General features: G+C 66.0%; 26 protein-coding genes and 1 tRNA gene. 7 read left to right on the forward strand and 20 right to left on the reverse strand.

Features of this window, described 5'->3' with window-relative positions:
- Positions 1-106 precede the first annotated feature (106 nt).
- The gene (locus AU187_RS25455; RefSeq protein ID WP_156425494.1) at positions 107-736 is read left to right on the forward strand and encodes a hypothetical protein; all 630 of its coding nucleotides are present in this window, start codon (positions 107-109) and stop codon (positions 734-736) included.
- 1073 nt (positions 737-1809) lie between these two features.
- Here AU187_RS25455 and AU187_RS25460 read toward each other — a convergent pair.
- Together AU187_RS25460 and AU187_RS14095 are read right to left on the reverse strand one after the other, a co-directional pair.
- Positions 1810-2838: a DUF6414 family protein gene (locus AU187_RS25460; RefSeq protein WP_502687760.1), complete on the reverse strand. Its 1029-nt coding sequence runs from the start codon at positions 2836-2838 to the stop codon at positions 1810-1812.
- Positions 2839-3095: 257 nt separating this feature from the next.
- A tRNA-Arg gene (locus AU187_RS14095) sits at positions 3096-3168 on the reverse strand.
- Positions 3169-3304: 136 nt separating this feature from the next.
- On the opposite strand from AU187_RS14095, the gene AU187_RS14100 reads away from it, so the two are divergent.
- The gene (locus AU187_RS14100; RefSeq protein ID WP_059098154.1) at positions 3305-5263 is read left to right on the forward strand and encodes a flavin-containing monooxygenase; all 1959 of its coding nucleotides are present in this window, start codon (positions 3305-3307) and stop codon (positions 5261-5263) included.
- On the opposite strand, the gene AU187_RS14105 is transcribed toward AU187_RS14100, so the two are convergent.
- On the reverse strand, positions 5260-6078 hold the full coding sequence (locus tag AU187_RS14105) for an LLM class F420-dependent oxidoreductase (protein ID WP_059098153.1): 819 nt from the start codon (positions 6076-6078) through the stop codon (positions 5260-5262). The two genes, AU187_RS14100 and AU187_RS14105, sit on opposite strands and share 4 nt — an antisense overlap.
- A 180-nt stretch (positions 6079-6258) precedes the next feature.
- Between AU187_RS14105 and AU187_RS14110 the strand changes: the two genes are divergently transcribed.
- Positions 6259-7359, forward strand: coding sequence for a glutamate--cysteine ligase 2 (locus AU187_RS14110; RefSeq protein WP_059098152.1), 1101 nt, complete (start codon positions 6259-6261; stop codon positions 7357-7359).
- An 8-nt stretch (positions 7360-7367) separates the two neighbouring features.
- On the opposite strand, the gene AU187_RS14115 is transcribed toward AU187_RS14110, so the two are convergent.
- The 12 genes from AU187_RS14115 to AU187_RS14170 form a co-directional block, all read right to left on the reverse strand.
- On the reverse strand, positions 7368-8084 hold the full coding sequence (locus AU187_RS14115; protein ID WP_059098151.1) for an anti-sigma factor: 717 nt from the start codon (positions 8082-8084) through the stop codon (positions 7368-7370).
- Entirely contained in the window at positions 8081-8662 is a 582-nt protein-coding gene (locus tag AU187_RS14120) for a sigma-70 family RNA polymerase sigma factor (protein ID WP_059098150.1), read from the reverse strand. Before AU187_RS14120 ends, AU187_RS14115 begins: the two co-directional genes overlap by 4 nt.
- A 2-nt stretch (positions 8663-8664) precedes the next feature.
- The gene (locus tag AU187_RS14125; protein WP_231740229.1) at positions 8665-9432 is read right to left on the reverse strand and encodes a DUF1365 domain-containing protein; all 768 of its coding nucleotides are present in this window, start codon (positions 9430-9432) and stop codon (positions 8665-8667) included.
- 48 nt (positions 9433-9480) lie between these two features.
- Positions 9481-10533: a poly-gamma-glutamate hydrolase family protein gene (locus AU187_RS14130; protein ID WP_059098148.1), complete on the reverse strand. Its 1053-nt coding sequence runs from the start codon at positions 10531-10533 to the stop codon at positions 9481-9483.
- Complete coding sequence (locus AU187_RS14135; RefSeq protein ID WP_059098439.1) at positions 10533-11756, reverse strand: Nramp family divalent metal transporter; 1224 nt, start codon at positions 11754-11756, stop codon at positions 10533-10535. The genes AU187_RS14130 and AU187_RS14135 overlap by 1 nt, the downstream gene beginning before the upstream one ends.
- A gap of 76 nt (positions 11757-11832) precedes the next feature.
- On the reverse strand, positions 11833-12012 hold the full coding sequence (locus AU187_RS14140; RefSeq protein ID WP_059098438.1) for a hypothetical protein: 180 nt from the start codon (positions 12010-12012) through the stop codon (positions 11833-11835).
- 79 nt (positions 12013-12091) lie between these two features.
- Entirely contained in the window at positions 12092-12358 is a 267-nt protein-coding gene (locus AU187_RS14145; protein ID WP_059098147.1) for a hypothetical protein, read from the reverse strand.
- Positions 12359-12378: 20 nt separating this feature from the next.
- Positions 12379-13467, reverse strand: coding sequence for an NAD(P)H-dependent amine dehydrogenase family protein (locus AU187_RS14150; protein WP_059098146.1), 1089 nt, complete (start codon positions 13465-13467; stop codon positions 12379-12381).
- Between the two features lie 10 nt (positions 13468-13477).
- Positions 13478-14269 (reverse strand): SDR family oxidoreductase, encoded by a 792-nt coding sequence (locus AU187_RS14155; RefSeq protein ID WP_059098145.1) that lies wholly within the window; start codon positions 14267-14269, stop codon positions 13478-13480.
- 126 nt (positions 14270-14395) lie between these two features.
- Complete coding sequence (gene ku, locus AU187_RS14160; protein ID WP_059098144.1) at positions 14396-15331, reverse strand: non-homologous end joining protein Ku; 936 nt, start codon at positions 15329-15331, stop codon at positions 14396-14398.
- The gene (locus AU187_RS14165; RefSeq protein ID WP_059098143.1) at positions 15331-16284 is read right to left on the reverse strand and encodes a carbohydrate kinase family protein; all 954 of its coding nucleotides are present in this window, start codon (positions 16282-16284) and stop codon (positions 15331-15333) included. The genes ku and AU187_RS14165 overlap by 1 nt, the downstream gene beginning before the upstream one ends.
- A gap of 102 nt (positions 16285-16386) precedes the next feature.
- A complete protein-coding gene (locus AU187_RS14170; protein WP_059098142.1) occupies positions 16387-16608 on the reverse strand; it encodes a hypothetical protein in 222 nt (73 codons plus the stop codon).
- Between the two features lie 34 nt (positions 16609-16642).
- Here AU187_RS14170 and AU187_RS14175 point away from each other — a divergent pair, with 34 nt between their 5' ends.
- Entirely contained in the window at positions 16643-18919 is a 2277-nt protein-coding gene (locus tag AU187_RS14175; protein ID WP_059098141.1) for an ATP-dependent DNA ligase, read from the forward strand.
- A 91-nt stretch (positions 18920-19010) separates the two neighbouring features.
- Positions 19011-20006 (forward strand): helix-turn-helix transcriptional regulator, encoded by a 996-nt coding sequence (locus AU187_RS14180; protein ID WP_059098140.1) that lies wholly within the window; start codon positions 19011-19013, stop codon positions 20004-20006.
- 73 nt (positions 20007-20079) lie between these two features.
- Here AU187_RS14180 and AU187_RS14185 read toward each other — a convergent pair whose 3' ends face one another.
- The 3 genes from AU187_RS14185 to AU187_RS14190 are packed head-to-tail and all read right to left on the reverse strand — an operon-like array spanning position 20080 to position 21878.
- Entirely contained in the window at positions 20080-20832 is a 753-nt protein-coding gene (locus AU187_RS14185) for an STAS domain-containing protein (protein WP_502687761.1), read from the reverse strand.
- The gene (locus AU187_RS25680) at positions 20825-20971 is read right to left on the reverse strand and encodes a hypothetical protein (RefSeq protein ID WP_156425492.1); all 147 of its coding nucleotides are present in this window, start codon (positions 20969-20971) and stop codon (positions 20825-20827) included. Before AU187_RS25680 ends, AU187_RS14185 begins: the two co-directional genes overlap by 8 nt.
- Before the next feature lie 40 nt (positions 20972-21011).
- A complete protein-coding gene (locus tag AU187_RS14190; protein WP_059098139.1) occupies positions 21012-21878 on the reverse strand; it encodes a TIGR03619 family F420-dependent LLM class oxidoreductase in 867 nt (288 codons plus the stop codon).
- A gap of 83 nt (positions 21879-21961) precedes the next feature.
- On the opposite strand from AU187_RS14190, the gene AU187_RS14195 reads away from it, so the two are divergent.
- Positions 21962-22210, forward strand: coding sequence for a DUF4235 domain-containing protein (locus AU187_RS14195; RefSeq protein ID WP_172800275.1), 249 nt, complete (start codon positions 21962-21964; stop codon positions 22208-22210).
- Positions 22211-22239: 29 nt separating this feature from the next.
- Entirely contained in the window at positions 22240-24015 is a 1776-nt protein-coding gene (locus tag AU187_RS14200; protein ID WP_059166876.1) for a thiamine pyrophosphate-requiring protein, read from the forward strand.
- Here AU187_RS14200 and AU187_RS14205 read toward each other — a convergent pair.
- Together AU187_RS14205 and AU187_RS14210 are read right to left on the reverse strand one after the other, a co-directional pair.
- Complete coding sequence (locus AU187_RS14205) at positions 24012-24290, reverse strand: DUF4873 domain-containing protein (RefSeq protein WP_172800261.1); 279 nt, start codon at positions 24288-24290, stop codon at positions 24012-24014. The two genes, AU187_RS14200 and AU187_RS14205, sit on opposite strands and share 4 nt — an antisense overlap.
- Positions 24287-25189, reverse strand: coding sequence for an AurF N-oxygenase family protein (locus AU187_RS14210; protein WP_059098136.1), 903 nt, complete (start codon positions 25187-25189; stop codon positions 24287-24289). Before AU187_RS14210 ends, AU187_RS14205 begins: the two co-directional genes overlap by 4 nt.
- Between the last annotated feature and the right edge of the window lie 92 nt (positions 25190-25281).

Consider the following 25281-nt stretch of genomic DNA (forward strand, 5'->3'; position numbering starts at 1 on the left):
ATGCTTATCTTAGGTGCTTTCGTTGGCGAGTTGGTGGAACAAGCGCGGCAACCGGTTTGCGCGCTTGGGACGTATACGCAAATTGTGGCGCTCTAGGAGGACTCGAATGCAGGAGGTAGAAATACGGGTCTTCATGTATGAATTGGTAGCTCAATCGTGGGCAATGCATCATAGCGCTACCCAGCTTTATGAAGCACAGAGCGCGCCAGTTATAGACAGAGACGACCTAATGTTCCTGGCGGCTCAGTCAATGCTCACTACTGGCGCATTGATATCCAAGATACTGGTCCCTTCGCAAGGTATTCGTCGACCAGATGGTTGCAGGTGCCCAGTAAACGCTGAAGAACAGGAACAGCACGAGCGAATGGTAAAACGGTGCAAAGAACTTCGAAAAGCTCTTGGTTACGGAAAAGGCGGAATACCGGCGATTCTACAACAACGCAAGGTGCGCAATGGTTTTGAGCACTTCGACGCGCGCCTTGACGATTTTTTCGCCAGCAGCAACTTGCTCATTGTTGACAGATATGTTGGGCCAGTCGATAGATTGATTGAAAGGGATGGCAAAACAATCGCGGTGGCTATGCGGCGGCTTGACCCGGACGCAAGGACTGCCAACGTCTTAGACGACTCGATCTCGCTGGAAGAACTGTCCGACGCGGTTATAGACGTAGGCAAACGCGCTCAACAATGGCTAGACGGACGCGCTAAGCCACTTACCGATTTGCCTGCCGAATGATCGGCACGACGTTGTCAGCGGCAGTCTGTTTGCGTTCGACGGCAACCGGCCTAGCCAATGGCGCGGCTTTCCCACCCTCGACACTAGAGATGTAATCGCCATAGGTATTGAAAGTTAGCGTGAACTTCGTATGGCCCTAACCACTTTGATACCTGCATGAAGTGAACGCCCGCCGAAAGTTGTAGCACCCGTGAAGGAATGTCGGAGATCGTGCAACCGTTCGCCTCGGGTAGCTGGCGCAGTCGCCGTCGCGGGGCGGCTCGCGGGTAAGCTCACCCAATCGGTGCGGAGCATCCTCCCGGTGGTCGCGGTGGTCGCGTGATCTGCCAGGTCCGAGCGGCCATCGGGACTTCCGTACTTCCCCTCAACAGTGCACTTCCGGGGGGCTGTGCTTCATCGGTGCGGAACTGAAGGGCGCAGGCCGTACGTTCCCCGTCAGCCTGCGTCCACTTCCGAAAAGTGTTGTGGCACAAGGGGATAGGGGGCGAGCCGCCAAAGTTCCCAGCGGAAAAAGTCCGACACGTCTGTAGCTTCTCTTCCCGCTCCGTTTACGTAAACCCGTCAAAAACGCAGGTCAAGGGGTTTAAATCTTAAAAGAACCGTCAATTGCAAATACTGTCACAGCAGATTCACCACAAGCCGACTGGACGCCCTTTACTGCTCCAATTCGTGCAAACAGCGGGCTTACGTCAGACGGCTGTACTACCCGAATGACGATTTGTCGAGCCCGCCGAGGATGAACATGCCGCGTGGTTGGCGATCATTGAACGCATCCGCAAGAGACGGGCGCGGCAGTGCTGGGCGATGCTCGACTCGCAGAAACGCAAGGAATTGTTCGGTGCGGGGTTCACGGCAGCCGAGGTTGCCCCCATTCTGGCGTCGGCGGAGGTCTCGCCACCCCCAGGCGGTACAAAAAACGGGCCGCAGTAGGTCACAGAGCCACGAAACGGGCGGGGTGGTGTAGATCATCCTATGGGCGGCAGAAAAACGCCACGGATTCCAGGTACGGTCACGTAAACGCTTGAAGCGATGAGCCGCCCGGTCGATCCGCGCAACTGGATCGCGGCTGATAATTATCGGGCCGGTTCGATCGCTGACGGCGCTTGGCTCGGCATTGTGGGCGTCTCGCCTCCCCAACCAATCGCACGGTAAACGGCAAGTGGAACCACGGAGAAGCCAAGGCCCGACGGTAGGTCGATTAGGCCGCTGTTGCCAGCTTGTTGGAGTAGGGCGGCGACAAGTTGAACAATGCTTGACCGATTGAAATCGCTAAGAAAACCAAAATCCGGTTTATCGGTGTCGAGCTCACCCAAATGGCCGACCGTCCCCACAACTGTCCATTCCTGCGGTCGAAATCCATACCGTGAAAACAATATCTCCGGCGTCGAATCCAAGAACCGTCTCCCGGTTTCAAGCCGCGTCGTGATCACCGGCCCGCTGTCGCCCAACGGGTGAAAGTGAACGTGCACACCATCACTGAAAATTCCCCGAACAAACCTGATCATTCCGACTAGGAAATCTCTAGGCCCAACCATCGGGATATCATCTGGCAGACCGAACAAAATGTCTTCCGGTGCACCGGTTTCCGGGAGCGGTTTAGCCCGTGATTTACGGGGTCCCTTTCCTGATTGTTGACGATTCTTGCCCGGCGTCGGCAGGGTCGGCTCTGGTGTAGTAAAACTATTTTGCAGATCGTACATGCCGGTCGCCGCCGTTCCGATTCCGACCATCGCGTGCGACAACTGCCCGGGGTGAAATAACCTCGCCGGCGCCGTTACTCGGACGACGGCACCCGGAGTCAATTGGCTGCGAACAGCCTCAAAGCCTTCATTTGTCTGCAATTCCTGCGAAATATCGGATAATACTTGCAGAGAGTCCAGTGCATCTTCTAGGAGCTTGAACAGAGAGTCACCGAGGCTTTTCTCTATGGATTCCTCAGCCACAGACTTACGGCCCACGCCGCCGAACATCCTGTTTCTCGCTTCCGCGTCTTTTTCCATGCGTTCTACTTGCTGAGCCGTCTCGGGAACGCCCTCTTCAATCTGAGACAAGATGCCTCTGACTTTGTCCAGATCCACATACAGATACTCGCGAAGAAACACAGCACCCCCTGTAGCCGTCCAGCCGGGAAACCCTAGCGATTGGCATGACCCCGCCCGCCAGCCTAGATGCGCGACTTGCCAGCTAGGCCCACGCGAGCGCTTTTCGCGGTAGGGGATGATGACTGAATCGAACCCGCGTATCAGCTTCGGAAGCTATTTCGGGATTCGCCGTCGGTGACGCATCGACCCGCCAGTGCTTCAGTCACGATCTAGTAGCGCAAATCTTGTGCAGCCGTGTATCTGTACTGGTCAGACAGTGCCCCCGGCAGGATTCGAACCTGCGACACCGGCTTTAGGAGAGCCGTGCTCTATCCCCTGAGCTACGAGGGCGGGACCGCTGGAAGCTTACCGGCTCCAACCGAGCAACGCGGACCACGCAAATGTCCGCACGACGCGGCTCCGTCCATTACGCTACTTTAAGTTCCGTAATTAGAGCGCGGACCTTCGCGGTCAGGGAGGACACGTCGTGCGCAGTCGCTACGCGGGCACGCCATTCAGCACGCCGACCGCCGAGATCCGACAGGCGCTTGAAGACGTCAGCGTGCCGACCCTGTTGCTCAGCCTCGTGCACATCACCGGCGATCTGCGCTTCATCCGCGACTACGCCCAGGCCGGGCTTTTCCTCAACGAGGTGCAGGGCTTCATGTCCGAGGAGGACAAGGCCCGCGCGAGGGTCGAGGCGCTGGAGGTCATCACCGCCTACCGCGACCGCGGATGCCCCGAACCCGCGCCGCTGAGCGCGTCCGTCGTCAAGCAGATGATGGACTGGGCCGCATGCGAACCGGTCGGCGAGGAGTATCTGCCGCTGCTCACCGAGGAACTCGACCTCGACGGCGTCGATCCGCGCAGGCCTGAACCCGTCGACCCGGATGCCGCAGCCGGGCTTCCCGTGCTCGTCATCGGTTGCGGCGAGTCGGGCTTGCTCGCCGCCGTTCGGCTCAAACAGGCCGGGCTTCCGTTCACGGTCGTCGAAAAGAACGCCGGCCCAGGCGGAACCTGGTGGGAGAACACCTATCCGGGCGCACGGGTCGACGTGGCCAACCACTTCTACTGCTACAGCTTCGAACCCAGCAACAAGTGGAGCCACTACTTCGCCGAACAACCGGAACTGCGCGACTACTTCGTCGACGTGATGGACAAGCACGGCATCGGCGCACACGTCCGCTGGCAGACCGAAGTGATCTCCGCCGATTGGGACGACGCCGCCGGGATCTGGACCGTCGCTCTGCGTTCCAAGGACGGTCGGGTATCGAGGGTCACCGCCCGCGCGATCATCAGCGCTGTCGGCCAACTCAATCGGCCGCAGGTGCCCGACATCGAGGGCGCCGACACCTTCGACGGCCCGTCGTTTCACTCCGCGGCGTGGGATCGCCGCGTAGATGTCACCGGGCGGCGGGTCGCGCTGATCGGCGCCGGCGCCAGCGGGTTTCAGATCGCACCCGCGATCGCCGAGCGGGTCGCGCATCTCGACGTCTTCCAGCGCACCGCGCAATGGATGTTCCCGAACCCGATGTACCACAAGGAAGTTGACGACGGCACCCGCTGGGCAATGGAGCACCTGCCGTTCTACAGCCGCTGGTACCGCTTCCTGCTGCTGTGGCCCGGCGCCGACAAGGGCCTCGACGCCGCCCGCGTCGACCCCGGCTACGAGCAGGGCGACTACGCGGTCAGCGACATCAATGCCGCCGCGCGGATGATGTTCACCGACTGGATTCAAAGCCAGGTCGACTGCGACGACCAACTGCTCGCCAAGGTGCTGCCCGACTATCCCGCGACCGGTAAACGGACGTTGCAGGATGACGGGACGTGGCTGCGAACCCTGCGCAGAGACAACGTGGAACTGGTCCGCACGCCGATCGAGCGGATCACGCCGACGGGCGTGGTGACCGCCGACGGGCGGGAGCGGCCCGCCGATATCATTGTGTACGCCACCGGCTTTCGCGCGACCGAGGTGCTGTGGCCACTACGGATCACCGGCCGCGACGGTGTCGAGCTTCGCGACGTCTGGGGCGACCGGCCGTATGCGTACCGCGGAATCATGGTGCCGGGGTTCCCGAACTTCTTCCTCACCTACGGCCCCGGCACCCATCTGGCGCACGGCGGCAGCCTGATCTTCAACTCGGAGTTGCAGATGCGCTACATCGGCCAGTGCCTGCACGCACTCGCCGACGGGCTGCACTCGATCGAGCCAAGGCCCGAGGCCACCGAGGAGTGGCGTCGGCGATCGCAGGAGGCGATCAAGATGACCGTCTGGTCGCACCCGTCGATCAAGCATTCGTACTTCAAGAATGCCCGCGGCGAGATCCACACCGTCAGCCCGTGGAAGCTCTACGAGTACCACGACGCGGTGCGCGAACCCGAGTGGTCGGACTTCGTGCTGCGGTCCGCCGACACCGCGGCGGAGCGAGCAGGACAACGATCCTAAAGCTCGGCGATCACCTTGGCGAACGCCTCGGCGTGCAACTGCTGGACGGTGATGTAGCTGATGCCGTAGGTCTCGCGGTAGCCGCGAAGGGTGTCGGCGATCTCCGTGGCCGACCCGGACAACACCGCCGGGGTGCTCAGTAATTCGTCCTCGGACAGCTCGGGCAGGAACCGGCGGGTGATCGACAGGTCGGGCCGGCCGGAGTCGTCGGTCGGCATCGCCGTGACGGCGAGGTTGAGCTCGAGGTCGTCGAACCGGTCGCCGGCGGCCGCTCGGACGAACGCGATGCGATCGGCGAGCGGATCCGACGTCGACGTGATCGGCGCGCCGCCGGTCAGCCCGATGATGTCGGCGCGCTGGGCGGCCAGGGTCAAGAGCTTGTCGCCGTTGCCCGCGATGAGGATCGGCACATCGGGGGCGTGCTCGCGGATGTGCTCGGTGACGTGGCGCAGCCAGTTCACCCGCTGGCCGGCCGACGGGAACGGCAGCTCGGCCTGTTCGAACTCCTCTTTGACGTAGCCGGCGCCGAGGCCGAGGTCCAGGCGGCCGCCGCTCAGGTCGCGCAGCGAGGTCACTTCTCGCGCGAGCAGCGCGGGCCGGTAGAAGCCGGCATTGAGGACGAAGGTGCCGACGCGCAGTCGCTCGGTCGCCATCGCCATCGCCGTCATCATCGGAAACGGTGCGGTCGTATAGAGATGGTCGGCGACGTGCACGATGTCGTAGCCCATGTCTTCGGCGCGGCGGGCCCAGTCCTGCACTGACTTCTGACGGCGCGCGGCCTGCAGGCCGACACCGAAACGAAACGGTTTGGTCACGGATCGATCGTATGGGGGTCGCGGGTCAGCAAAGAATGTTTGGCTCGCACACGACCGGGGCAATACATCTGCCGCCGACTTCGAATCACCGAAGTCCACTAGCCGAAGGACTTGTTGCCCCGATCCGGCCCGTCGTGAACCATTCCGACGGGCCGGATCAATGTTCCGACTCCCATATCTATGGCCACGCACCCCACAATTGGCGTCGAAGAGGAGTTCCTGCTCGCCGACCCGGCGACCGGCGAACCGGTCGCTCTCAACGAAGCCGTCGCCCACGAGGCCGCCAAGCACGGCGTGAAGCTGCAACTCGAACTGACCACCTGCCAGGTCGAGACCACCAGCGAGGTGGTCGGCTCCACCCGCGAACTGCGTGACCAACTGCTGCGACTCCGGCGCGTGGCGGCCGACGCCGCGCAGGCTGCCGGGGCGCAACTGCTCGCGGTCGGATTGCCGCCGACCATCGCACGGGACTTCCCGGTCACCGACACGCCGCGATACCGCGAGATCGGCGACAAGTTCGGCATGGTCGCTCACGAGCAGGGAATCTGCGGGTGCCACGTGCACGTGGCGGTGCCCAGCCGGGAAGCCGCCATCCGGGTCAGCAACCGGCTGCGGCCATGGCTGCCCAGTCTGCTTGCCCTGAGCGCGAACTCCGCGATCTACCGCAACAGCGACACCGGTTACGCCAGTTGGCGCAGCGTGTTGTGGGCGCGATGGCCCAGCGCCGGCCCACCGCCGCACTTCGACTCCGTCGACGAGTACGACGCCGTCGTACGCATGCTGCAACAGGCGGGCGCGATGCTCGACGACGGCATGGTCTATTGGGACGTGCGCCCGTCGGCGAACTTCCCGACGATCGAGGTGCGCGTCGCCGACGTGCCCGCGACGGCGGCCGAAACCGTGCTGTTGGCCGCGCTCACCCGGGCCGCCGTGATGACCGCGCTGGAGGACGAACGGCGCGGCGAGCCGAGTCCGCCGCTCGCGCCGCATGCGCTGAAGGCCGCCTACTGGAAATCCGCACGCGACGGTCTGGACGGCGATGCCGTCGACCTGTTGGAAACCCACGAGCGGGTGCCCGCGCGAGCGCTGCTGGACCGGCTGATCGAGCATGTGCGCCCGGCACTCGAAGCGGTCGGCGACTACGACCTCGTGTTCGACGAGTTGCACCGCGTCACCGAGCAGGGCAACGGTGCGATCCGGCAGCGACGGGCGTGGCAGCGTCGCCGCGACGTCGGCGATGTCGTCGCCGAAGCGGCCGATGCCACGCTGGCGGGCACCTGAGCCACCAGCTAAGCCAACGGCAGCTCGGCGAACGGGGCGCTGGTCGGCTGCGCTGAGCCGCCGGGTGGTTCGACGGTGAACGCCAGCGCGCGCGAGTCGCCGAGATCGGGCAGCACGGCGGTCGTGGAGGGTGCGACGGCCTGCGGGTCCATGGTGCCCGCCGGGTGCGGCCCCTCAGCGTCGATCAGCCACATCTGATAGACGGTGCCCGGTTGCGGCGGTGCGACGTTGTTCATCACCAGCACCCCGGCGTCCTTCTCGCGCGAGAACACCACCGTCGCCGTGCCGCCGCCGGGGATGTCACCCGACACGGTCCGCACGTCGGGTGCGGCGAAGACCTGTTCGGCGGTCGACGGGCTGGGCGCCGGCCGCAGCGCCAGCCCGACACCGAGTGCGCCGAGGCCGACGACGAGTACCGCCGCGGCGGCCAGCGCGATCCGCTGCCAGCGACGCGGCCGGAGCTGTTGTACGGGTGCGCGTGCGGCGTCACCGACCTCGGCCAGCAGGCGCGCGCGCAACTCCGCCGGTGGTTCGGCCGCGGTGGCGGCCGACACCACCGCCATGGCCTCGCGGACCTCGCGCACTTCGTCGGCGAAGGCCCGTGCGACCGCAGGTGGCGCGGTCGCGACCCGGCGGTCGACGTCGGCCCGTTCGGAGTCGGACATCGCGTCGAGTGCGTACGGCGCCGCGAGCGCGCCGAGGTCGGAATCGACGGGCTCGGTCATGCCATCCCCAGGCACTTGCGTAGGCCGCGGAGGCCGTCGCGCATCCGCGACTTGATCGTGGCAAGGTTCGCCGACAACCGCTCCGACACCTGGGCGTAGGTCAACCCGTCGTAGTACGCGAGTTGGATGCACTCACGTTGCACATCGGTCAGCGATCGCAGGCAGTCGGCCACGCGGCGACGTTCGTCGCGCAGGATCACCGAGTCTGCGACGTGATCGGCGGGCGGGTCGACGGTGGCCGCGCCGTAACGGTCCTCGCGTCGGCTCGCCGCCTGTTCGGCACGCACCCGGTCGACGGCGCGGCGGTGCGCGAGCGTCATCAGCCACGCGAGCGGTGATCCCGCGGCGGGGTCGTAGCTGTCAGCGGTGCGCCACACCTGCAGATAGATGTCCTGCGTTGTTTCCTCGCTGTAGCCGGGGTCGCGCAGCACCCTGGTGACGAGTCCGAACACTCGCGCACGGGTGCGGTCGTAGAAGGTGGCGAACGCCTCGACATTCTTCTGGGCCACCTGGCGAAGCAGTTCGTCGAGGTCCGTGGTCACCAGCGGTAGCCTAGCCACCGGCGTCAGCAACGTCATCGTTATTGCGATCTGGCCGCGTGGGCGACCAAAGCCCCTGCCGGAGCGCATGTTTCGCCGACTCGTTCGGCATGCGGTGCGAGGGGAACGCGACGCAGCCACAACGTGAGGTGCTGGATCCGGTACTCCAGCGCCGTCATCAGCGGGGCCAGCGGGGCGACGAGCTGCATCCGCAACAACTCGGCGATGCTCGCCGGCCTGCGGGTGCCGCGCATCGTCGCGATGAACGCCGGTTCGTTGCCGCGGTGCAGCGACACCGTCACATCCAGTTGGGCGCCGGGTTGCGGGGCGCGCACCAGGTAGTGGCCGTCGACCCCGTTGAACGGCGACACCCGCAGCTTCTTCGGCGTCATCGACATGCCGTCCGGACCCGGCGGGAGTAGATAGGCGTGCCGCCCGCCGCCGCCGTTGTGCATCTCCATCACGACATGACGCAGCACCCCGTCGGCGTCGTGGCACCAGTACAGCGTCAGCGGGTTGAAGACGTAGCCGAGCACCCGCGCCTGCAGCAGGGCGGTGACCCGACCGCCGGTCAGGTCGACGCCGCGGTCCCGCAGGAACGCGTCGACGCGCTGGCGCAGGGAGTCCCGATCAGCGCCGTCGAGGTGGTCGCGCGCGTCGAACCGGGCGAAGGGGCGGAGCCACCACGGAAGCCGGGGGAGCCGGTCGAGGTCGACATACCAGCTGTATCCGTGGTGCTCGAAATGGTGATACACCGGTGCGCGCCGCAGATGCGCGGTTCGGGTCCGGTACAGGTGTGAGCCGTCCACATGGAGTATTCGGAGCCACCTGCAGGCCGGATGACTGTGGCGACCGAGTCACCAAGAATGCGAGGTCGCCACGAGTCCCTGGATCAACGCGGAGGTGGCGGGCGTGAGGCCGTCGTCGCTCGGTAGCTGGCTGCGGGGGCTGATGCCGCGCACCCGAGGTGTCAGCTCGAGTTGCGCTCCGCCGCGGCGCACGCGGTTGACCGGATTGTCGGGGTGCAGCCCACGCAGTTCGCGGGGAATCGCGTTGAGATCGGTGATCACCTGGTAGCCGGGCACCCCGACATGGCGGGCGAGATGTTCGGCGAGTTCGCGGTTGCGACCGCCCGCAAGCAGTTGTGTGCTGCGTCCGATGCGGCCGTAGCCGTGCAACGACACCGCGACGTCGACGTGGTCGAGGAACTCCGCGAGACGAGCCGACTCCTGCGCCCGGTACAGCGCCGAGGGCAGATGGTGCGGGTAGTGATCGGGGTGGCGCACCACATACACCGAGGCGCCCGCCGCGTCGGCGGCCCGTTCGGCGATGACGTCGGTCATCTGCTCCAGCCCGCCGCCGTGGATGGCCAGGAAGCCGAAGCGCGACCGCAATGTGCAGTCCTCCGTGACGCCCGGCTGCGCCAACAACTCCGAAAATGATTGCGGCGCAGGGGTTTCTGCGTTACAGGCTCGGTTGGGCCAGTGTGTGGGATCCCACCGCCTGAGGAAGTCGACCCATCGCTGCGGCAGGCCGTGGTGCATGGCGCCGTCGACTATGCGTTCCAGATATCCCGGTCGCGGCGGCCCGGGTTCGACGCGATGGTCGATGTACACCCAGGCTTCGGCGGGCCCGTCGTCGGTGTGCACGGTGAGCCGGTCGCGGCGGTAGCGCACCGGAACGCCCTCGGCGCTGTCCAGCACGGCCAGGTCGTGATCGTTGAGTTGCCACACGACTCCGTGTACTTCGGAGCCGTCGAACGGTTCGACGGTCGCGACACCACGCTGGTTGATCAGCCAGTCGTGGTCGGCTAGCTTGGCCGGCCGGGGATTCGCCGCGTCGGGGCACCGCAACGCCATCTGCGAGACGTTGAGGTTCGATCCGTACGCGAAGTAGGCGTGGTTGAGCATCAGCCCGTCACGGTCAGGAAGATCAGCACCACATTCAAGAGACTAATGAGGGCGGCGATGCCCCAGCCGAGAGTCGTCGTCACGCGGTGGTTGGTGTCGTCGCCCATCAGGCTCCGGTCGCTGGTCAACCGCACCAGCGGAATCAGGGCGAACGGGATCCCGAAGGACAGCACCACCTGCGACAACACCAGCGCCCGGCTGGGGTCGAGACCGATGGCGAGGATTGCCAGTGCCGGCAGCAGGGTGATGAGGCGGCGCAGCACCAGTGGAATGGAGCGCTTCAGCAGGCCCTGCATGATCATCGCGCCCGCGTAGGCGCCGACCGAAGAGGACGCCAGCCCCGAGGCCAGCAGGCCGATGGCGAACAGCAGCGCGATCGTCGGGCCGAGGGTCTCGCGGACCGCGGCGTGTGCGCCCTCGATCGAGTCGGTGTTCTCCTGTCCCTGCAGATTGGTGGCGGCGACCAACACCATCGACAGGTTGACCGCGCCCGCTACGACCATCGCAATGCCGACGTCCCAGCGGGTGACGCGCAGCAGCATCCGTCGCATCGGGCCTGGCTCGGGGTGGCCGTGCCGGTCCCGGGCCAACCCGGAGTGCAGGTACACCGCGTGCGGCATCACGGTCGCGCCCAGCATGGCCGCGGCGATCAGCACGCTCTCGGTTCCGGCGAACATCGGGACCAGCCCGGCCGCCGCCTCGTCGACGGGCGGGGGAGCGACGAACAGGCTGGCGAGAAAACCCACCGCGATGATCGACAGCAGCCCGGTGATGACGCGTTCGAACGAGCTTTGACCTTGGCGGTCCTTCACCAACAACAACAGCAGCGAGACGACCCCGGTGATGATGCCGCCGGTCAGCAGCGGCAGGTCGAACAGCAGGTACAGCGCGATGGCGCCGCCCACCACCTCTGCGAGATCCGTTGCCATCGCGACTAATTCGGCTTGCAGCCAGTACGTCAGCCGGGTTCGGCGGCGCATCCGGCCACCGACCGCTTCCGGTAGCGACATCCCGGTCACGAGCCCCAGCTTCGCCGAGAGGTACTGCACGAGGCAGGCCATGGCGTTGGCCGCGACGATGACCCAGACCAGCAAGAACCCGAACTGCGCGCCGGCGCTGACGTTGGCGGCGACGTTGCCGGGGTCGACGTAGGCGATGGCGGCGACGAATGCCGGCCCGAGCAACAGCCAACTCGGCCGCAGCTTCACCTCGTCCTGGACCACCTCGCCCACCTTCTATCCGGAATAGCGAATAGAAAAGTTAGGTTAGCCGAAACCTCAACCCCGTGCGGCTACGGGGTCACCTACCGCGTCCACCGACGATCACGGGGCCCCAGGCCCAGCCGCGGTACGGCCCGGTCTGCACCGACGGTGACGTGACGATCTGAGAGCTGCCGTTCGTATCGCACTGGGTGGTGTTCGGGGCGATGTCGACGCATTCGGGCGCGGCGGTGGCGGCGGGTGCGACGAGGGTACACATGCCAACCGCGGCCGCTGCAAAAACCATTGCGAGACAGCGCATTATCGACGACTTGCGCGGCAGGGGCAGGCCCGGACGGTCACGGGAAGAAGAACCCGTCGCCTTCCCACATGCTGCCCCACGGACCCACATACTCCTGTTCGGCGGGCGTGGCGTTGATCGAAACGTTGCCTGGCGACACGCATTCCGTCGTGGAGCCGCCGATCGCCTGGGCGCCGCCGGTGTCGACGCACTGCGGCAGCGTCGGATTGGCCGGTTCGGCGCCGGCCAACGGTGCGCCGGCGAGCGCCGCTGCGACGCCACCGGCCGCGATCACCGGAGCGAGATAACGAAGTGTGGTTCGCATGGGCACGTCCTCAGTCTGAACTACCGTTGGCCTTGGCGCAGAGCGTACAGCCCTTTTCCGGTGATCAGCGGCAAGTCGAGCGTCGTGCGGATGCCCGGCGGGGCGGCCACGACCGCGGGAATCGCGTTGACGACGCGGGCGGCGGTCGCGACCAGCCCGGCGTGATTGTGGTCGCCGTTGGGGCTGCTGAGGCACAGGTCGAGCGTGTAGGACGGCTCGCCGGTGATCTCGAGGCGGTACGAGCCGCCCTCCTGCGCCGGTTGCGGCCAGTCCGGGTGCAGGTCGTCGCGCAGCCGCGTGACGTGTTCGAGGACGACGGCGACCTTGCCGTCCTTGATGCCCTGCACTTCGAAGCGCAAGGCCGCTGCGGTGCCCTTGGCAATATGGCCTGCGGCGATGTCGAAATCCTCGGGCGCCGGATCCCGCACATAGGTTTCGGTCACGTTGTCGAGCTCGATGCCCAGGCCCGCGGCGAGCTGGCGCACCACCGATCCCCAGGCGAGGCTGAGCACCCCGGGTTGCAGCAGCATCGGGATCTCGTCGAGCGGTTTGCCGAAGCCCATCACGTCGAACATGACCGTGGCGCTGTCGTAGGTGTCGTAGTTGATGATCTCCATGCAGCGGATCTGTTCGACGCTCTGGCAGGTGCCCGCCAGTGCCAGCGGCAGCAGGTCGTTGGCGAAGCCGGGGTCGATGCCGTTGACAAACAGGGACGAATTGCCTTGTTGCGTGGCCTCCTCGATCGGCTTGACGAGGTCGTCGGGCAGCACCTGCCACGGGTACTGCAGGAAGACGGCGCTGCTGCCCACGACGTTGACGCCGGCGGCCAGGATGCGGCGATAGTCCTCGAGCGCGTCGGGCAGGCGGTTGTCGGCCATCGCGGTGTAGACGGCACAGTCGGGCTGGGTGGCCAGTACCGCGTCGATGTCGGCCGTCGCGGTGATACCTGTCGAAACCCCAAGCCCCGCAAGGTCTCCCGCGTCCTTACCGGCTTTGGCGTCCGACGACACCCACACGGCGGTGAGCTCGTACTGCGGGTCGTTGATCAGCTGGGTCAGCGCGTGCCGTCCGACGTTGCCGGTGCCGATCGCGGCCACCTTGATGGTCATGGGCTTCCTCTCACAGATCCGGGATGGGCAGGTCGAGATTCGGGACCGTCAACCCGCCGTCCACCTCGAGCGTCTTACCGGTCAGATAGCTGCCTGCGGGCGAGGCGAGATACACGGCGGCAGCGGCGATGTCATCGGGTTCACCGAGGCGGCGCATCGGGGTGGCCTGCTCCATCGGCTTCCGCAGCTCGTCGTTGGAGGCGACGATGTCGAGCGCCGAGGTCAGGATCGAGCCCGGTGCGATCGCGTTGACCCGGATCCGCGGGCAGAGGTCGAGCGCGGCCAACCGGGTGTAGTGGGCGAGCGCGGCCTTCGCGGTGCCGTAGGCGGCGAAACCGCGGCCGGCCAACCGGCCCATGGTGGAGGTGACGTTGATGATGCTGCCGCCGCCGGAGTGCTCGAGCATGTGCGGTACGGCGGCTGCCGTGAGCGCGTGCGCGGTCGAGACGTTGAAGGTGAAGGCGTCGCGCAGGTCCTTCGTGGAGGTGTTGAGGAGCGCGTTCGGCATGGTGCCGCCGACGTTGTTGACGACGATGTCTAGTTTGCCGAACGCCTCGACCGCCGCGTCCGCGAGCTTGGCGGTGTCCTCCGGGTGTGCGAGGTCCGCGACGACGATGTGGGCCCGTCGTCCGGCGGCGCCGATCTGCTCGGCGACCTCCTCGAGTTGCGACTGTGTGCGTGACGCGATCAGCACGTCTGCACCGGCTTCCGCGAATGCGACCGCCATCGCGGCGCCGAGGCCGCGGCCCGCACCGGTGACCACGGCCACCTGATCGTCCAGTCGAAATCTGTCGAGAATCACGGCGTCACGGTAACAGGCCGAACTGAAACACGTTCTAATTTGTCGCAGGTTCGCTCAATTGTGAACCTCACGACGTAGATCCAGGGAAAACCGTCGCCAGATTCACAACCGGCGATCGCGGGGCGCTTACTTCTTGGCAGCGGTCTTCTTCGCGGCCTTTTTGGCAGGCGACTTCTTGGCGGCCTTCTTGGCCGGGGCCTTCTTCGCGGCGGCCTTCTTCGCGGGCGCCTTCTTGGCCGGCTTGTCCCCGTCGTCGGACTTGCCGCGGCCTTCGCGCCGGGCCTTCACGCTCGCCTCGAGCTTGGCCAGCAGGTCGGAGACATCCTCGGTCTCGTCGAGCTCCTGCGGCTGCTCCTCGGTGGTAAAGGCTTCGCCGCCTTCGAGTTTCGCCTGGATCAGCTCGTGCAGCTGCTCCTGATAGTCGTCGTGGTAGCGGTCGGGATTGAAGTCGTCGGTCATCGAGTCCACGACCTGGGTGGCCATCTTCAACTCGGCCGATTTGATGTCGACTTCCTTGTCCAGCACCGGGAAATCGGGATCGCGGATCTCGTCGGGCCACAACAGCGTCTGGATCACCATGACGTCGCGCTTGCTGAAGTCCTGCACCCGCAGCGCCGCGAGCCGGGTCTTGTTGCGCAACGCGAAATGGACGATCGCGACGCGGTCGGTCTCCTTGAGCGTCTTGGTCAACAGCACATATGACTTTGACGACTTGCCCTCGGGCTCAAGGAAATAACTGCGGTCATACATCATCGGATCGATGTCGCCGGCCGGAACGAACTCCAGCACCTCGATCTCCCGACTGCGTTCCTCGGGAAGCGTCGCAATGTCCTCGTCGGTGATGATCACCGTCTGCCCGTCGTCGGATTCATACGCCCGGGCGATGTCGCGGTACTCGACTTCCTCGCCGTCGAGTTCACAGACGCGCTTGTACCGAATGCGTCCGTTGTCCTTCGCGTGCACCTGATGGAACTTCACGTCGTGGTCCTGGGTCGCGCTGTAGACCTTGACCGGGACGTTCACCAGGCCGAACGCGATCGAGCCTTTCCATATGGAACGCATCAACCCAGTATGGCTGATTTCTGCGCCGCATCGCGGCTGCTGCGATCAGGAAGATCGGCGCCGGCACGGGACACCGTCAACGCCGACGACAGGGCGGCGGTTCGCACGACGCTCGTCAGCTCCTCGGTGCCGATTCGAGCCAGGTCAGCCCGTCGTTCGGCACCCAGCAGGCCCAGCGTCCACAGGGCGTCGATCAGGCCGGTCATGAACGCATCGCCCGCGCCGACCGTGTCGACGACGTCGACCTGGAACGCCGGCACCCGCACCGTGCCCTGTGCGCACAGCGCGAACGCCCCTTGCCCACCCGTGGTCACCGCTACCACGGACGGGCCCATCGCCAGCCACGTGTGGGCGATCTGCTCGGCAGAGCGGTCCGGGTCGATCCAGCGCATGTCCTCGTCGCTCACCTTGACGACATCACTTCGCTCGATGATCCGATCGATGCGGTTGCGTGCGGCGTCGCCGTCCTCGATCAGCACCGGCCGCACATTCGGGTCGAACGTCACGGTCGCCGACGGGTGGTAGGTGTCGAGCAGCGCCGCGGTGGCGCGGCACCCGGGCTCCAACACCGTCGCGATTGACCCGGTGTGCACGACGAGCGGCGGCCCGACCTCCGGCGTGCCCGTCAGTTGCCATTCGATGTCGAAGTCGTACTGTGCCGAGCCGTGCTCGTCGAGAGTGGCCAGCGCGGTCGGAGTGCGGGCCGCGTTCGTGCTTCCCGTAACCAGTTGCACCCCAGCCGCTTCGACATACTCGACGATGCGCCAACCCCGTTCGTCGTCGCCGATGTGGGTGAGGAATTCGACGTCGCGATCGAGGCGGGCCAGCCCGACCGCCACATTGAGCGGGCTGCCGCCGACGTGTTCAGCGCTGACTTGGCCGGGACGGGAGACGATGTCGATCAAAGCCTCGCCGATCACCAGCGCTCGCTGCCTACCGTCGCCCGAACTCATCCGGTCACCACGTTTTTCACGCTACCCGGCGCGCTGCCGTTGCCGCGGATTTCGGCGCCACCGCTGTGAACGGCGCGACGACCCTGGTGCAGAACTCGACGTTCAGGTCACCGGCTGGTTCGACGGGTCCAAGCCATTCGGCAGGTCCGGTCCGAACCCCGACCCGTGGGTGAACTCCTGATGCGCCATCGGCCGGCAGTTGTTGTCCATCGGCGTCTGGTCGCCCGAGCAGTAGGGGACAAGGTCTTGCGGATCGGCCGCCGCGTGAGGCGCCGATAGCAGAGCCGCCGTCGCGACCAGCACCGCCGCCGCAAGTCGAGTCACGAATCCAACGTAACAGCGGGTATACGTTCACACTGTGGATCGATTCGGCCGGGTGAAGCTGACCAACCCGGACAAGTTGCTGTACCCGGCGACGGGGACCACCAAGGCCGAGGTGTTCGACTACTACGTCGGCATCGCCGAGGCGATGATCCCGCATATCGTGGGCCGTGCCGTCACCCGCAAGCGCTGGCCGAACGGTGTCGAAGAGCCGTCGTTCTTCGAGAAGCAGCTCGCCTCGTCGGCGCCCGAATGGCTGGACCGCGCGTCGGTAACCCACCGGTCCGGGACGACGACGTATCCGCTCATCGACACCGCCGAGGGGCTGGCGTGGATCGCGCAGCAGGCCGCGCTCGAAGTCCATGTGCCGCAATGGCGATTCGTCGCCAGGGACGACGGCCCACCGACCCCCGGCCCGGCGACCCGCATCGTCTTCGACCTCGACCCCGGCGAGGGAGTGTCGTTTCGGCAACTCTGCGAGGTCGCCCACGAGGTACGGGATCTGATAGGCGACATCGGGCTCACCACTTACCCGTTGACCAGCGGCAGCAAGGGTCTGCACCTGTACGTGCCGCTGCAGGAGCCGATCAGTTCCCAGGGCGCATCGGTGCTCGCCCGGCGGGTCGCCCAGCAGCTGGAGAAGACGATGCCCAAGCGGGTAACCGCGACGATGACGAAGAGCCTGCGCGCCGGAAAGGTGTTCGTCGACTGGAGCCAGAACAACGGCGCCAAGACCACCATCGCCCCGTATTCCCTTCGCGGACGCGAACATCCGACCGTCGCCGCGCCCAGAACATGGGACGAGATCGGCGACCGCAAGCTTCGGCACCTGCGGTTCGACGAGGTACTCGAGCGCGTCGAGGAGATGGGCGATCTGCTGGCGCCGCTCGACGAGGCGGTGCCGGTGCCCGATCGGCTGACCACGTACCGCAGCATGCGCGACGCGTCGAAAACCCCGGAACCGGTGCCGAACAAGCCGCCGAAAACTGGCAACAACGACAAGTTCGTCATCCAGGAGCACCACGCCCGCCGGCTGCACTACGACCTGCGACTGGAACGCGACGGCGTGCTGGTGAGCTGGGCGGTGCCCAAGAACCTGCCCGACACCCCGTCGGTGAACCACCTGGCCGTGCACACCGAGGACCATCCGCTGGAGTATCTGACCTTTCACGGCGAGATCCCGAAAGGGGAATACGGCGGCGGCAAGATGATCGTCTGGGACACCGGCACGTATGAGGCCGAGAAGTTCAACGACGTGCCGCCCGACAGTCCCAACGACGGCGGCGAGGTCATCATCAATTTGCGGGGCAAGAAGATCGACGGCCGCTACGCCCTGATTCAGACCGACGGCAAGAATTGGCTCGCGCACCGGATGAAGGACCAGAAGCGGCCGCAAGCCGGTGATCTCGCGCCGATGCTGTCGACGGAAGGATCGGTCGCGCGGCTCAAGGCCGGCCAGTGGGCGTTCGAGGGCAAGTGGGACGGCTACCGGGTGATTCTCGACGCGGACCGCGGCAGGCTGACCGTCCGGTCGCGACGCGGCCGCGACGTGACCGCGGAGTTTCCCCAATTCGGAGCGCTCGCAGCCGATCTCGCCGAGCACCATGTGATCCTCGACGGCGAGGCGGTGGCGCTCGACGAGTCGGGGGTGCCCAGCTTCACCGAGATGCAGAACCGCGCCCGCTCGACCCGGGTGGAATTCTGGGCGTTCGACATCTTGCACCTCGACGGCCGATCGCTGTTGCGCGCCAAGTATTCCGACCGACGGCGGCTACTGGAGGCACTCGCCGAAGGCGGCGGGTTGATCGTCCCGGACCTGTTGCCGGGCGACGGCCCCGAAGCGCTCGAATATGCCCGCAAGAAGGGCTGGGAAGGCGTCGTCGCCAAGAAGCGCGACTCGACATACCAACCGGGGCGGCGGTCGTCGTCGTGGATCAAGGACAAGCTGTGGAACACCCAGGAAGTCGTGATCGGCGGCTGGCGTCAGGGCGAGGGCGGCCGATCGAGCGGCATCGGCGCTCTGCTCCTCGGGATCCCGTCAGACGGTGGACTGCAGTTCGTCGGCCGCGTCGGCACCGGCTTCACCGACAAGGCCCTTGCCGAACTCAAGAAGACGCTCAAGCCGCTGGAAACGGACGACAGCCCGTTCAACGAGCGACTGCCCCGCCAGGACGCCAAGGGCGTCACATACGTCCGCCCCGAACTGGTCGGCGAGGTGCGCTACAGCGAACGAACCTCCGACGCCCGGCTGCGCCAGCCGAGTTGGCGCGGGCTGCGCCCGGACAAGGACCCGGCCGAGGTCAAGTGGGAGTAGCGCCGCCGGTGCTTCGAAACCCAGCTCGATGGGTACCGTAGTGGGAGCCAAGGGTTGAGCCTCATGCCCCAACTCGCTCCAGTTTGAGTGGGTGATTCTCATCGCCACCACGGCCGTCAATGTGCATAGCCCCCAGCGGTCTCACGTCGAGATCGCCGAACTCGCTCGCGCCGAGGAATTTCTCGAGGATGCGTACGGCGCCAAGATGCGGCTGGACCGCGATGAAAACGCTCGTCGGTCGGCGAAACTTCTCATCCACGAACGCACCGCCGTCGGACCGTTCGCTGTCGAGGACATTCGATTGGCCGGAGACGTGCAGGCCTCGACCGAGCCCTTGCACAAGGTCTTGGTGGTTTGGCCGACCAGTGGGCGGTTGGGCCGGGAGTGCGGCCGCGAGGTGACCGAGGTGGCCGCGGGTGAGCTCGCGCTGGTCTCCCAGCCGGACGCGCCGCATCGGACCCACGCCCATGATCTGCACGCGACCTCGGTGATGCTCGACCCGTCGATACTGGTCGGGGTCGCCACCGCGCTCCCGACGGGCCAGGCTCCGATCTGCTTCACCAGCCTGCAGCCCGTCGATGGCGCAGCGTCCCGGCTGTTGAAGAACACGATCACCTACGTCAAGGACGTCATCCTCACCGACGACGCGTTGGCCACTCCGCTGGTTCTCGGTCACGCGGCGCGACTCCTTGCGGCCGTCACGATGTCGACGTTCCCGAACTCGCTCGCCGCGGCGCCCACGACCCACGACCGAACCGACCACCAACCCGTGCTGCTTCGTCGCGCGATGGAATTCATGGAATCCAATGTCGCCAACGACATCGCGCTCGACGACGTCGCCGAGGCCGTCCACGTCACGCCCCGCGCGGTGCAGTACATGTTTCGTCGCCACCTCGAGACGACCCCGCTGCAGTACCTACGCCGACTTCGGCTGCACTACGCCCACCAGGAGCTGCAGGCCGCCGATCGGACCCGCACCACGGTGACTGACGTCGCCGCCCGGTGGGGTTTCGCACATACCGGCCGGTTCGCCGAGGCCTACCGCGAGACATACGGGTGCACCCCGCATATGACTCTGCGGGAATGACGGCCATGCCGTTACCCCGGCTACCTGTCTGACCACCGTGCCGAGCGGGCAGAAGAGCTACACATACTCGCAATCACAGCCGGTTCTCCGGACCGACCACCGCCCACACCGTTTTGCCCGACGGGGTAGGCGCGTTGCCCCACGCGCGGCACAGCGCCGTCACGATGCGCAGTCCCGTCGGCGGGCCGCCGCCGGATTCCCGGATGCCCGCGGGCAGGCGACTGGCGTCCTCCACCGCAATCGTCACCGCTGAGCCATCGCTCTCCAGCCGCAGGTTGGGGTCGCTGGCCGCGTGTGCCACAGCGTTTTCCACGAAGGCGGTAGCGATGACCTTTGCCACCGGGATCAACTCCGGCTGTGTCCATGCGGTGAGCCACTCGTCCACAAGTTCCCGCGTCCGCCGCAGACTTGCCATACCGCCCGGCAGATACGCACGGGCACGACGTCGGCTCTTGAGCGGCGGGGGTTGACCGAGCGCCTCGACCGCGTCGTGGATCGTGGGATAGACGGGGACCCAGCGGTTGATGCCATTGCGGACGATCGCCGACCGGCCGTCGGCGTGCTCACAGACGAGGATGATCGGTACCTCCGGCCACCGGTCGACGTGCCAGCGCGCACTGGTGAACACCGCCAATGCCGACTCGGCAGGCACCTCGAGTTTGGTGATATCGACGATGACCGCCCGCGGCTCGTCAAGGGCGGCCTTGATGATCACGTCGCGAAGCGGACGGTACGTCCTGCTGTCGAGCACGCCGTCGGGAGTGAGCACCGTCGTACCGCGAATTCCATCGACGTCGGAGGACAGCGCGCAGATGTCGTCAGGCACCGCGCTCATCTTCCTCTGCAGTCGCCTCCGACGGTCGCTTGCCCAGCGGTCGTCCCGACGCGAAATGTGTGAGTGCCTCCACGCCTCCTGCGGAGGCGCCCACCGCCACGACGCCTCGCAGCGCCCCCGTGTCCGCCATCGTGGTCGGACTACCCGCGCTAGAGCGTGGATAACCCTTGTCAGAGCTTGGCGATGACGTTTTCGGCGAACTTCTCGAGATGGCGGATCTTGGTGTCGAGCGGTTCGGTGTCCGACCCCGTGATGTACGGGATCCGAAAACCGACGATGACGTCAGTTACGCCTTTGTCCTCGAGCCGTTTGATGCCGTCGGGCGTGTAGGCGTCGGCGGAGATGACATGCACCTCGAACGGTCCCGTGCGGCCCTCTTCTTCGCGAAACCGATTGAGCCGCTTGAGGAGTCGATCCAATTCCTCGGCGTCGCCGCCGCCGTGCATCCAGCCGTCGTTGCGGGCCGCCCGCTTGAGCGCGGCGTCGGCGTGGCCCCCGACGAGAATGGGGATCGGCTTGGTGGGTGCCGGTGTCATCTTCGTTTTCGGGATGTCGTAGAACTCGCCGTGGAATTCGAAGTACTCGCCGGTGGTAAGGCCCTTGATGATCTCGATGCACTCGTCCATGCGTCTACCGCGCCTGGCGAACGGCACATCCATCAACTCGTAGTCCTCGGGCCACGGGCTGGTGCCGACGCCCAGCCCGAGCCGGTTGCCGAAGAGCGCAGCCAGCGAGCCGGCCTGTTTGGCCACCAGTGCGGGCGGCCGGATCGGCAGCTTGAGGACGAAGAAGTTGAACCGCAGCGTCGTGGTGACCGCGCTCAACGCACCCGCGAGGACGAACGCCTCGACGAACGCCTTGCCGTCGAGGAATTCGCGGCTGCCGTCTGGTGTGTAGGGGTACTTGGAGTCCGACTCGAACGGGTAGGCGACGCTGTCGGCGATCGTCATCGCGTGGTAGCCCGCCGCCTCGGCGGCCTGCGCCAACGGTACGTAGAACGTCGGATCGGTCATCGCTTCGGCATAGGTGAACCGCACGCCGCAATACTAGAACGGGTTCTAGTCCCGGGTTTAGGAGATGGCACGCAGGGAACTTGAACGCCGTGAGCGCGGCCAAGACCATGTCCAAGCCCTTGTCAATCGCCAGCAGTGTTGTCGGTGGCCTCATCGCCGGCAAGATCTTCACCGAGGTCTGGCAGCGGATCAACCCGGAGGATGAGGAGCCGGATCCCAAGGACCTCAGCCGATCGACGCGCGAGGTGTTCATCGCCGCCGCGTTGCAGGGTTTGATCGTCGGCCTGATCCGTGCGGCCCTCGCCCGGGCACAGGCCAAGGGATTCCACGCACTGACCAACGAAGACCTGCGCTAGCGCGTTCTTGCGCGGAACCGAGGTGAGCGGTGCCCGATCTCGTCGCCGACGCGTTGGTGACGCGGCTGCGCGACTGGGGAGCGACGCGGATCTTCGGTTACGCGGGCGACGGCGTCAACACACTTCTCGGGGCGCTCGCCCGGGCCGGTGAGCCGGAATTCGTCGCGACCCGGCACGAGGAGCTCGCGGCGTTCATGGCTTGCGGCCACGCCAAGTACACCGGTGAGGTGGGCGTCTGCCTCGCCACCCAGGGCCCCGGCGCGATCCACCTGCTCGCCGGCCTCTACGACGCGAAGCTCGACCGCCAACCGGTGGTGGCCATCGTCGGGCAGGTGGTGTCGACGGCGCTGGGCAGTGGCTATCTACAGGAGGTCGACCTGCACACGCTGTTCAAGGACGTGTGTGCGCAGTACGTCCAGACCGTCTTCGCGCCCGAGCAGATGCCGATGGCGTTGGACAACGCGATGCGGACCGCATTGGCGACGTCGACGCCGACGTGCCTGATCGTGCCGCACGACGTGCAGAAGGCGCAGATGCCCGACGAGATCCAGCACAGTCACGGTGTGGTCCCCTCAGCGGCGACCTACACCCGTCCGCACGTGGTTGCCCGGGACGCCGACCTGCACCGCGCGGCCGAGCTGCTGAACAGCGGCGAGAAGATCGCGCTGCTGGTCGGACGCGGGGGCATGGGCGCCGAGGACGAGATCGCCGAGATCGTCGACCTGCTCGGCGCCGGCGTGGCGACCTCACTGCTCGGCAAGCCGGTCCTGGACGAGGCTGCGCCGTGGCACACCGGGGTGATGGGTCATCTGGGCACGACGGCCAGCGCGCAACTCATGGCCGGCTGCGACACCCTGCTGATCGTCGGCAGCAACGACCCGTGGACGGAGTTCTATCCCGGCCCCGGGCAGGCGCGCGCGGTGCAGATCGACATCGAGCCGCGGGTCGTCGGCGCGAAGTATCCGGTCGACGTGGCGCTCACCGGCGATGCGGCGGACACGTTGACCCGGTTGTCTTCGCTGATTCACCGCAAGACCGACCGCCGGTGGCAGCAGCAGGTCACGCGCTGGACGCAGCACTGGCTTCGCGAATCGGCCGAACGCGCTGATGCCCAACATGATTCGGCGAACCCGGAGTTCGTCGTGCGGGCGTTGAGCGACCACCTGCCGGGCAACGCCCGGGTCGCCGTGGACGTCGGGTCGGCGACATACTGGTATGCCCGTCAGCTCCGGTTGCCGCGCGGGGTACCGGCGCATGTGTCGGGTTATCTCGCATCGATGGGCTGCGCGCTGCCGTATGGGATAGCGGCCAAGCTGGACGCGCCGGACCGCCCGGTCATCGCGCTGGTCGGCGACGGCGCCATGCAGATGAGCGGGTTGCTCGAACTCGTCACGATCGCGGACCGGTGGCGCGGCTGGCCGGATCCGCGGTTCGTGATCCTGGTGCTGCACAACCAGGATCTGGCCGAAGTGTCGTGGGAGCAGCGCGAAATGGAGGGCGATGCGCGCTTCCCGGCGTCCCAGGATGTTCCGCCGTTCCCCTACGCCGACTACGCCGAACTCCTCGGGCTGCAGGGACTGAAGCTGAGCGAGTCGGCGCAGGCGCATGCGGCGTGGCAACGGGCGTTCGAGGCCGACCGGCCGACCGTGCTCGAAGCCGTCGTCGACCCGAAGACGCCGATGCTTCCGCCGCTGATGCCGGAAGCCAAGGCGGACACGGTTTATGCCGCGCTCGCGCAGGAGCCCGACGGCGACGCGGTACGCGAACGCGTTGTCGCACAGCGCAGGTCGGAGCCGACGCCTTAACCCTCGGTGTCCGGCGGGTATGGCGGAGCGCCGACGCCTGCAACGCAGTGCGTGCCCCACGGCGTCACCTCGGTCAACTGCCCCTGCGCCGTGCGGTCGCCGATCGATATGTGCACGGTCTGCGGCATGCGGACATCCGGTGCCAGGTCGAAAACCATGCCCCGCCAGTGGTACCGACCGTCGATCGGGTCGAGGTGACCGGTCAGCCGCACCCGCACGCCGTGCTCCGCATCGTGCAACCGCAGTTCGGCCGGCCCGTCGTAGACGCCGGTCATTGGGGCAGGAAGCCGCTTCGCCGCCACATCCGGCGCGCAATCGGGCCCAGCAGCCCTACCTCGTCGAGGAATGCCGCCAGCGGTGCGAAGCCGGTCATCTGGGTTTCGCGCCGATGTGGGCTGCTGCGCGCGATGCGCCGCGTCTGCTTGGGGTCGAGGCCGACGCGCGAGTACTGCACCTTGTTGGTGAACAGGAAGCGGAAGAAGTAGCCGCCAAGACCGTTGATGTTGGACAGCACGAATTTCGGCAGCGGACGCATGTGCGGGACCCGCTTGCGCAATCCGTCGCGGGCGAACTGGATGTGCCGGGCCTCCTCGGTGACGTGAATACGCATCAGGCGCTGCACGATGGGCTGTAGCTCGTCGTCGTCCATCATCTGGCGCTGCAGCGAATCGAAGATCTCCTCACCGATCAGGGCGGCGACCCACAACGCCGAGCCTTGGAACACGAACGGCAGCGCGTTGATGATGACCCGCTGATACCACTTGGGCCACACCGGCTTTGCGTCGACCCGCTCGATGGCCTTGCCGAACATCACCATGTGACGGGTTTCGTCGCCGAGTTCGGTCAACTCATAGTGCGTGTTACTGGCGGTGGGGTCCTGATGCATCATCTTGCGCAGCAGCGACTGGTTGAGGATGTTCTCGAACCAGATGCCGGCGGACAAGGTGTTCACCAGTTCCTGGCGGGACAGTTCGATCTGCTCCTCGCGCGTCATCGTGTCCCACAGTGGTGTGCCGTAGAGCGAGACGATCTTCGGCGGCAGGAAGAACTTGTCCGGGTCCAGCGGCGCGGACCAGTCGATGTCGACCACGGGGGCGTAGGACTTCTTCACCGACCCCTTCAGCAGGCGCTCGGAGAACTCGTTGCGGCTGGACGCGACAGCGGGGGTTGTCATCGGCGACCTCCCTTTGGGTGACTTGATCCCCAAGGTAGGCAGCCCGCGCATCGGAGTCAATACCTGCGGTACCGCATACTTCCGGTACCGAG

Origin of the sequence: Mycobacterium sp. IS-1556 (genome assembly GCF_001499985.1) — a bacterium.
GTDB lineage: Bacteria > Actinomycetota > Actinomycetes > Mycobacteriales > Mycobacteriaceae > Mycobacterium.

What these genes read in the sequence shown, in the direction of transcription:
- AU187_RS14210 (WP_059098136.1), bottom strand. Translation starts at nt 25,189, where the DNA reads ATGACAACCCCCGCTGTCGCGTCCAGCCGCAACGAGTTCTCCGAGCGC.
- AU187_RS14205 (WP_172800261.1), bottom strand. Translation starts at nt 24,290, where the DNA reads ATGACCGGCGTCTACGACGGGCCGGCCGAACTGCGGTTGCACGATGCG.
- AU187_RS14165 (WP_059098143.1), bottom strand. Translation starts at nt 16,284, where the DNA reads ATGAGTTCGGGCGACGGTAGGCAGCGAGCGCTGGTGATCGGCGAGGCT.
- AU187_RS14195 (WP_172800275.1), top strand. Translation starts at nt 21,962, where the DNA reads ATGTCCAAGCCCTTGTCAATCGCCAGCAGTGTTGTCGGTGGCCTCATC.
- AU187_RS14145 (WP_059098147.1), bottom strand. Translation starts at nt 12,358, where the DNA reads ATGCGAACCACACTTCGTTATCTCGCTCCGGTGATCGCGGCCGGTGGC.
- AU187_RS25455 (WP_156425494.1), top strand. Translation starts at nt 107, where the DNA reads ATGCAGGAGGTAGAAATACGGGTCTTCATGTATGAATTGGTAGCTCAA.
- AU187_RS14140 (WP_059098438.1), bottom strand. Translation starts at nt 12,012, where the DNA reads ATGTGTACCCTCGTCGCACCCGCCGCCACCGCCGCGCCCGAATGCGTC.
- AU187_RS14120 (WP_059098150.1), bottom strand. Translation starts at nt 8,662, where the DNA reads ATGACGTTGCTGACGCCGGTGGCTAGGCTACCGCTGGTGACCACGGAC.
- AU187_RS25680 (WP_156425492.1), bottom strand. Translation starts at nt 20,971, where the DNA reads ATGGCGGACACGGGGGCGCTGCGAGGCGTCGTGGCGGTGGGCGCCTCC.
- AU187_RS14110 (WP_059098152.1), top strand. Translation starts at nt 6,259, where the DNA reads ATGGCCACGCACCCCACAATTGGCGTCGAAGAGGAGTTCCTGCTCGCC.
- AU187_RS14115 (WP_059098151.1), bottom strand. Translation starts at nt 8,084, where the DNA reads ATGACCGAGCCCGTCGATTCCGACCTCGGCGCGCTCGCGGCGCCGTAC.
- AU187_RS14130 (WP_059098148.1), bottom strand. Translation starts at nt 10,533, where the DNA reads ATGCTCAACCACGCCTACTTCGCGTACGGATCGAACCTCAACGTCTCG.
- AU187_RS14150 (WP_059098146.1), bottom strand. Translation starts at nt 13,467, where the DNA reads ATGACCATCAAGGTGGCCGCGATCGGCACCGGCAACGTCGGACGGCAC.
- ku (WP_059098144.1), bottom strand. Translation starts at nt 15,331, where the DNA reads ATGCGTTCCATATGGAAAGGCTCGATCGCGTTCGGCCTGGTGAACGTC.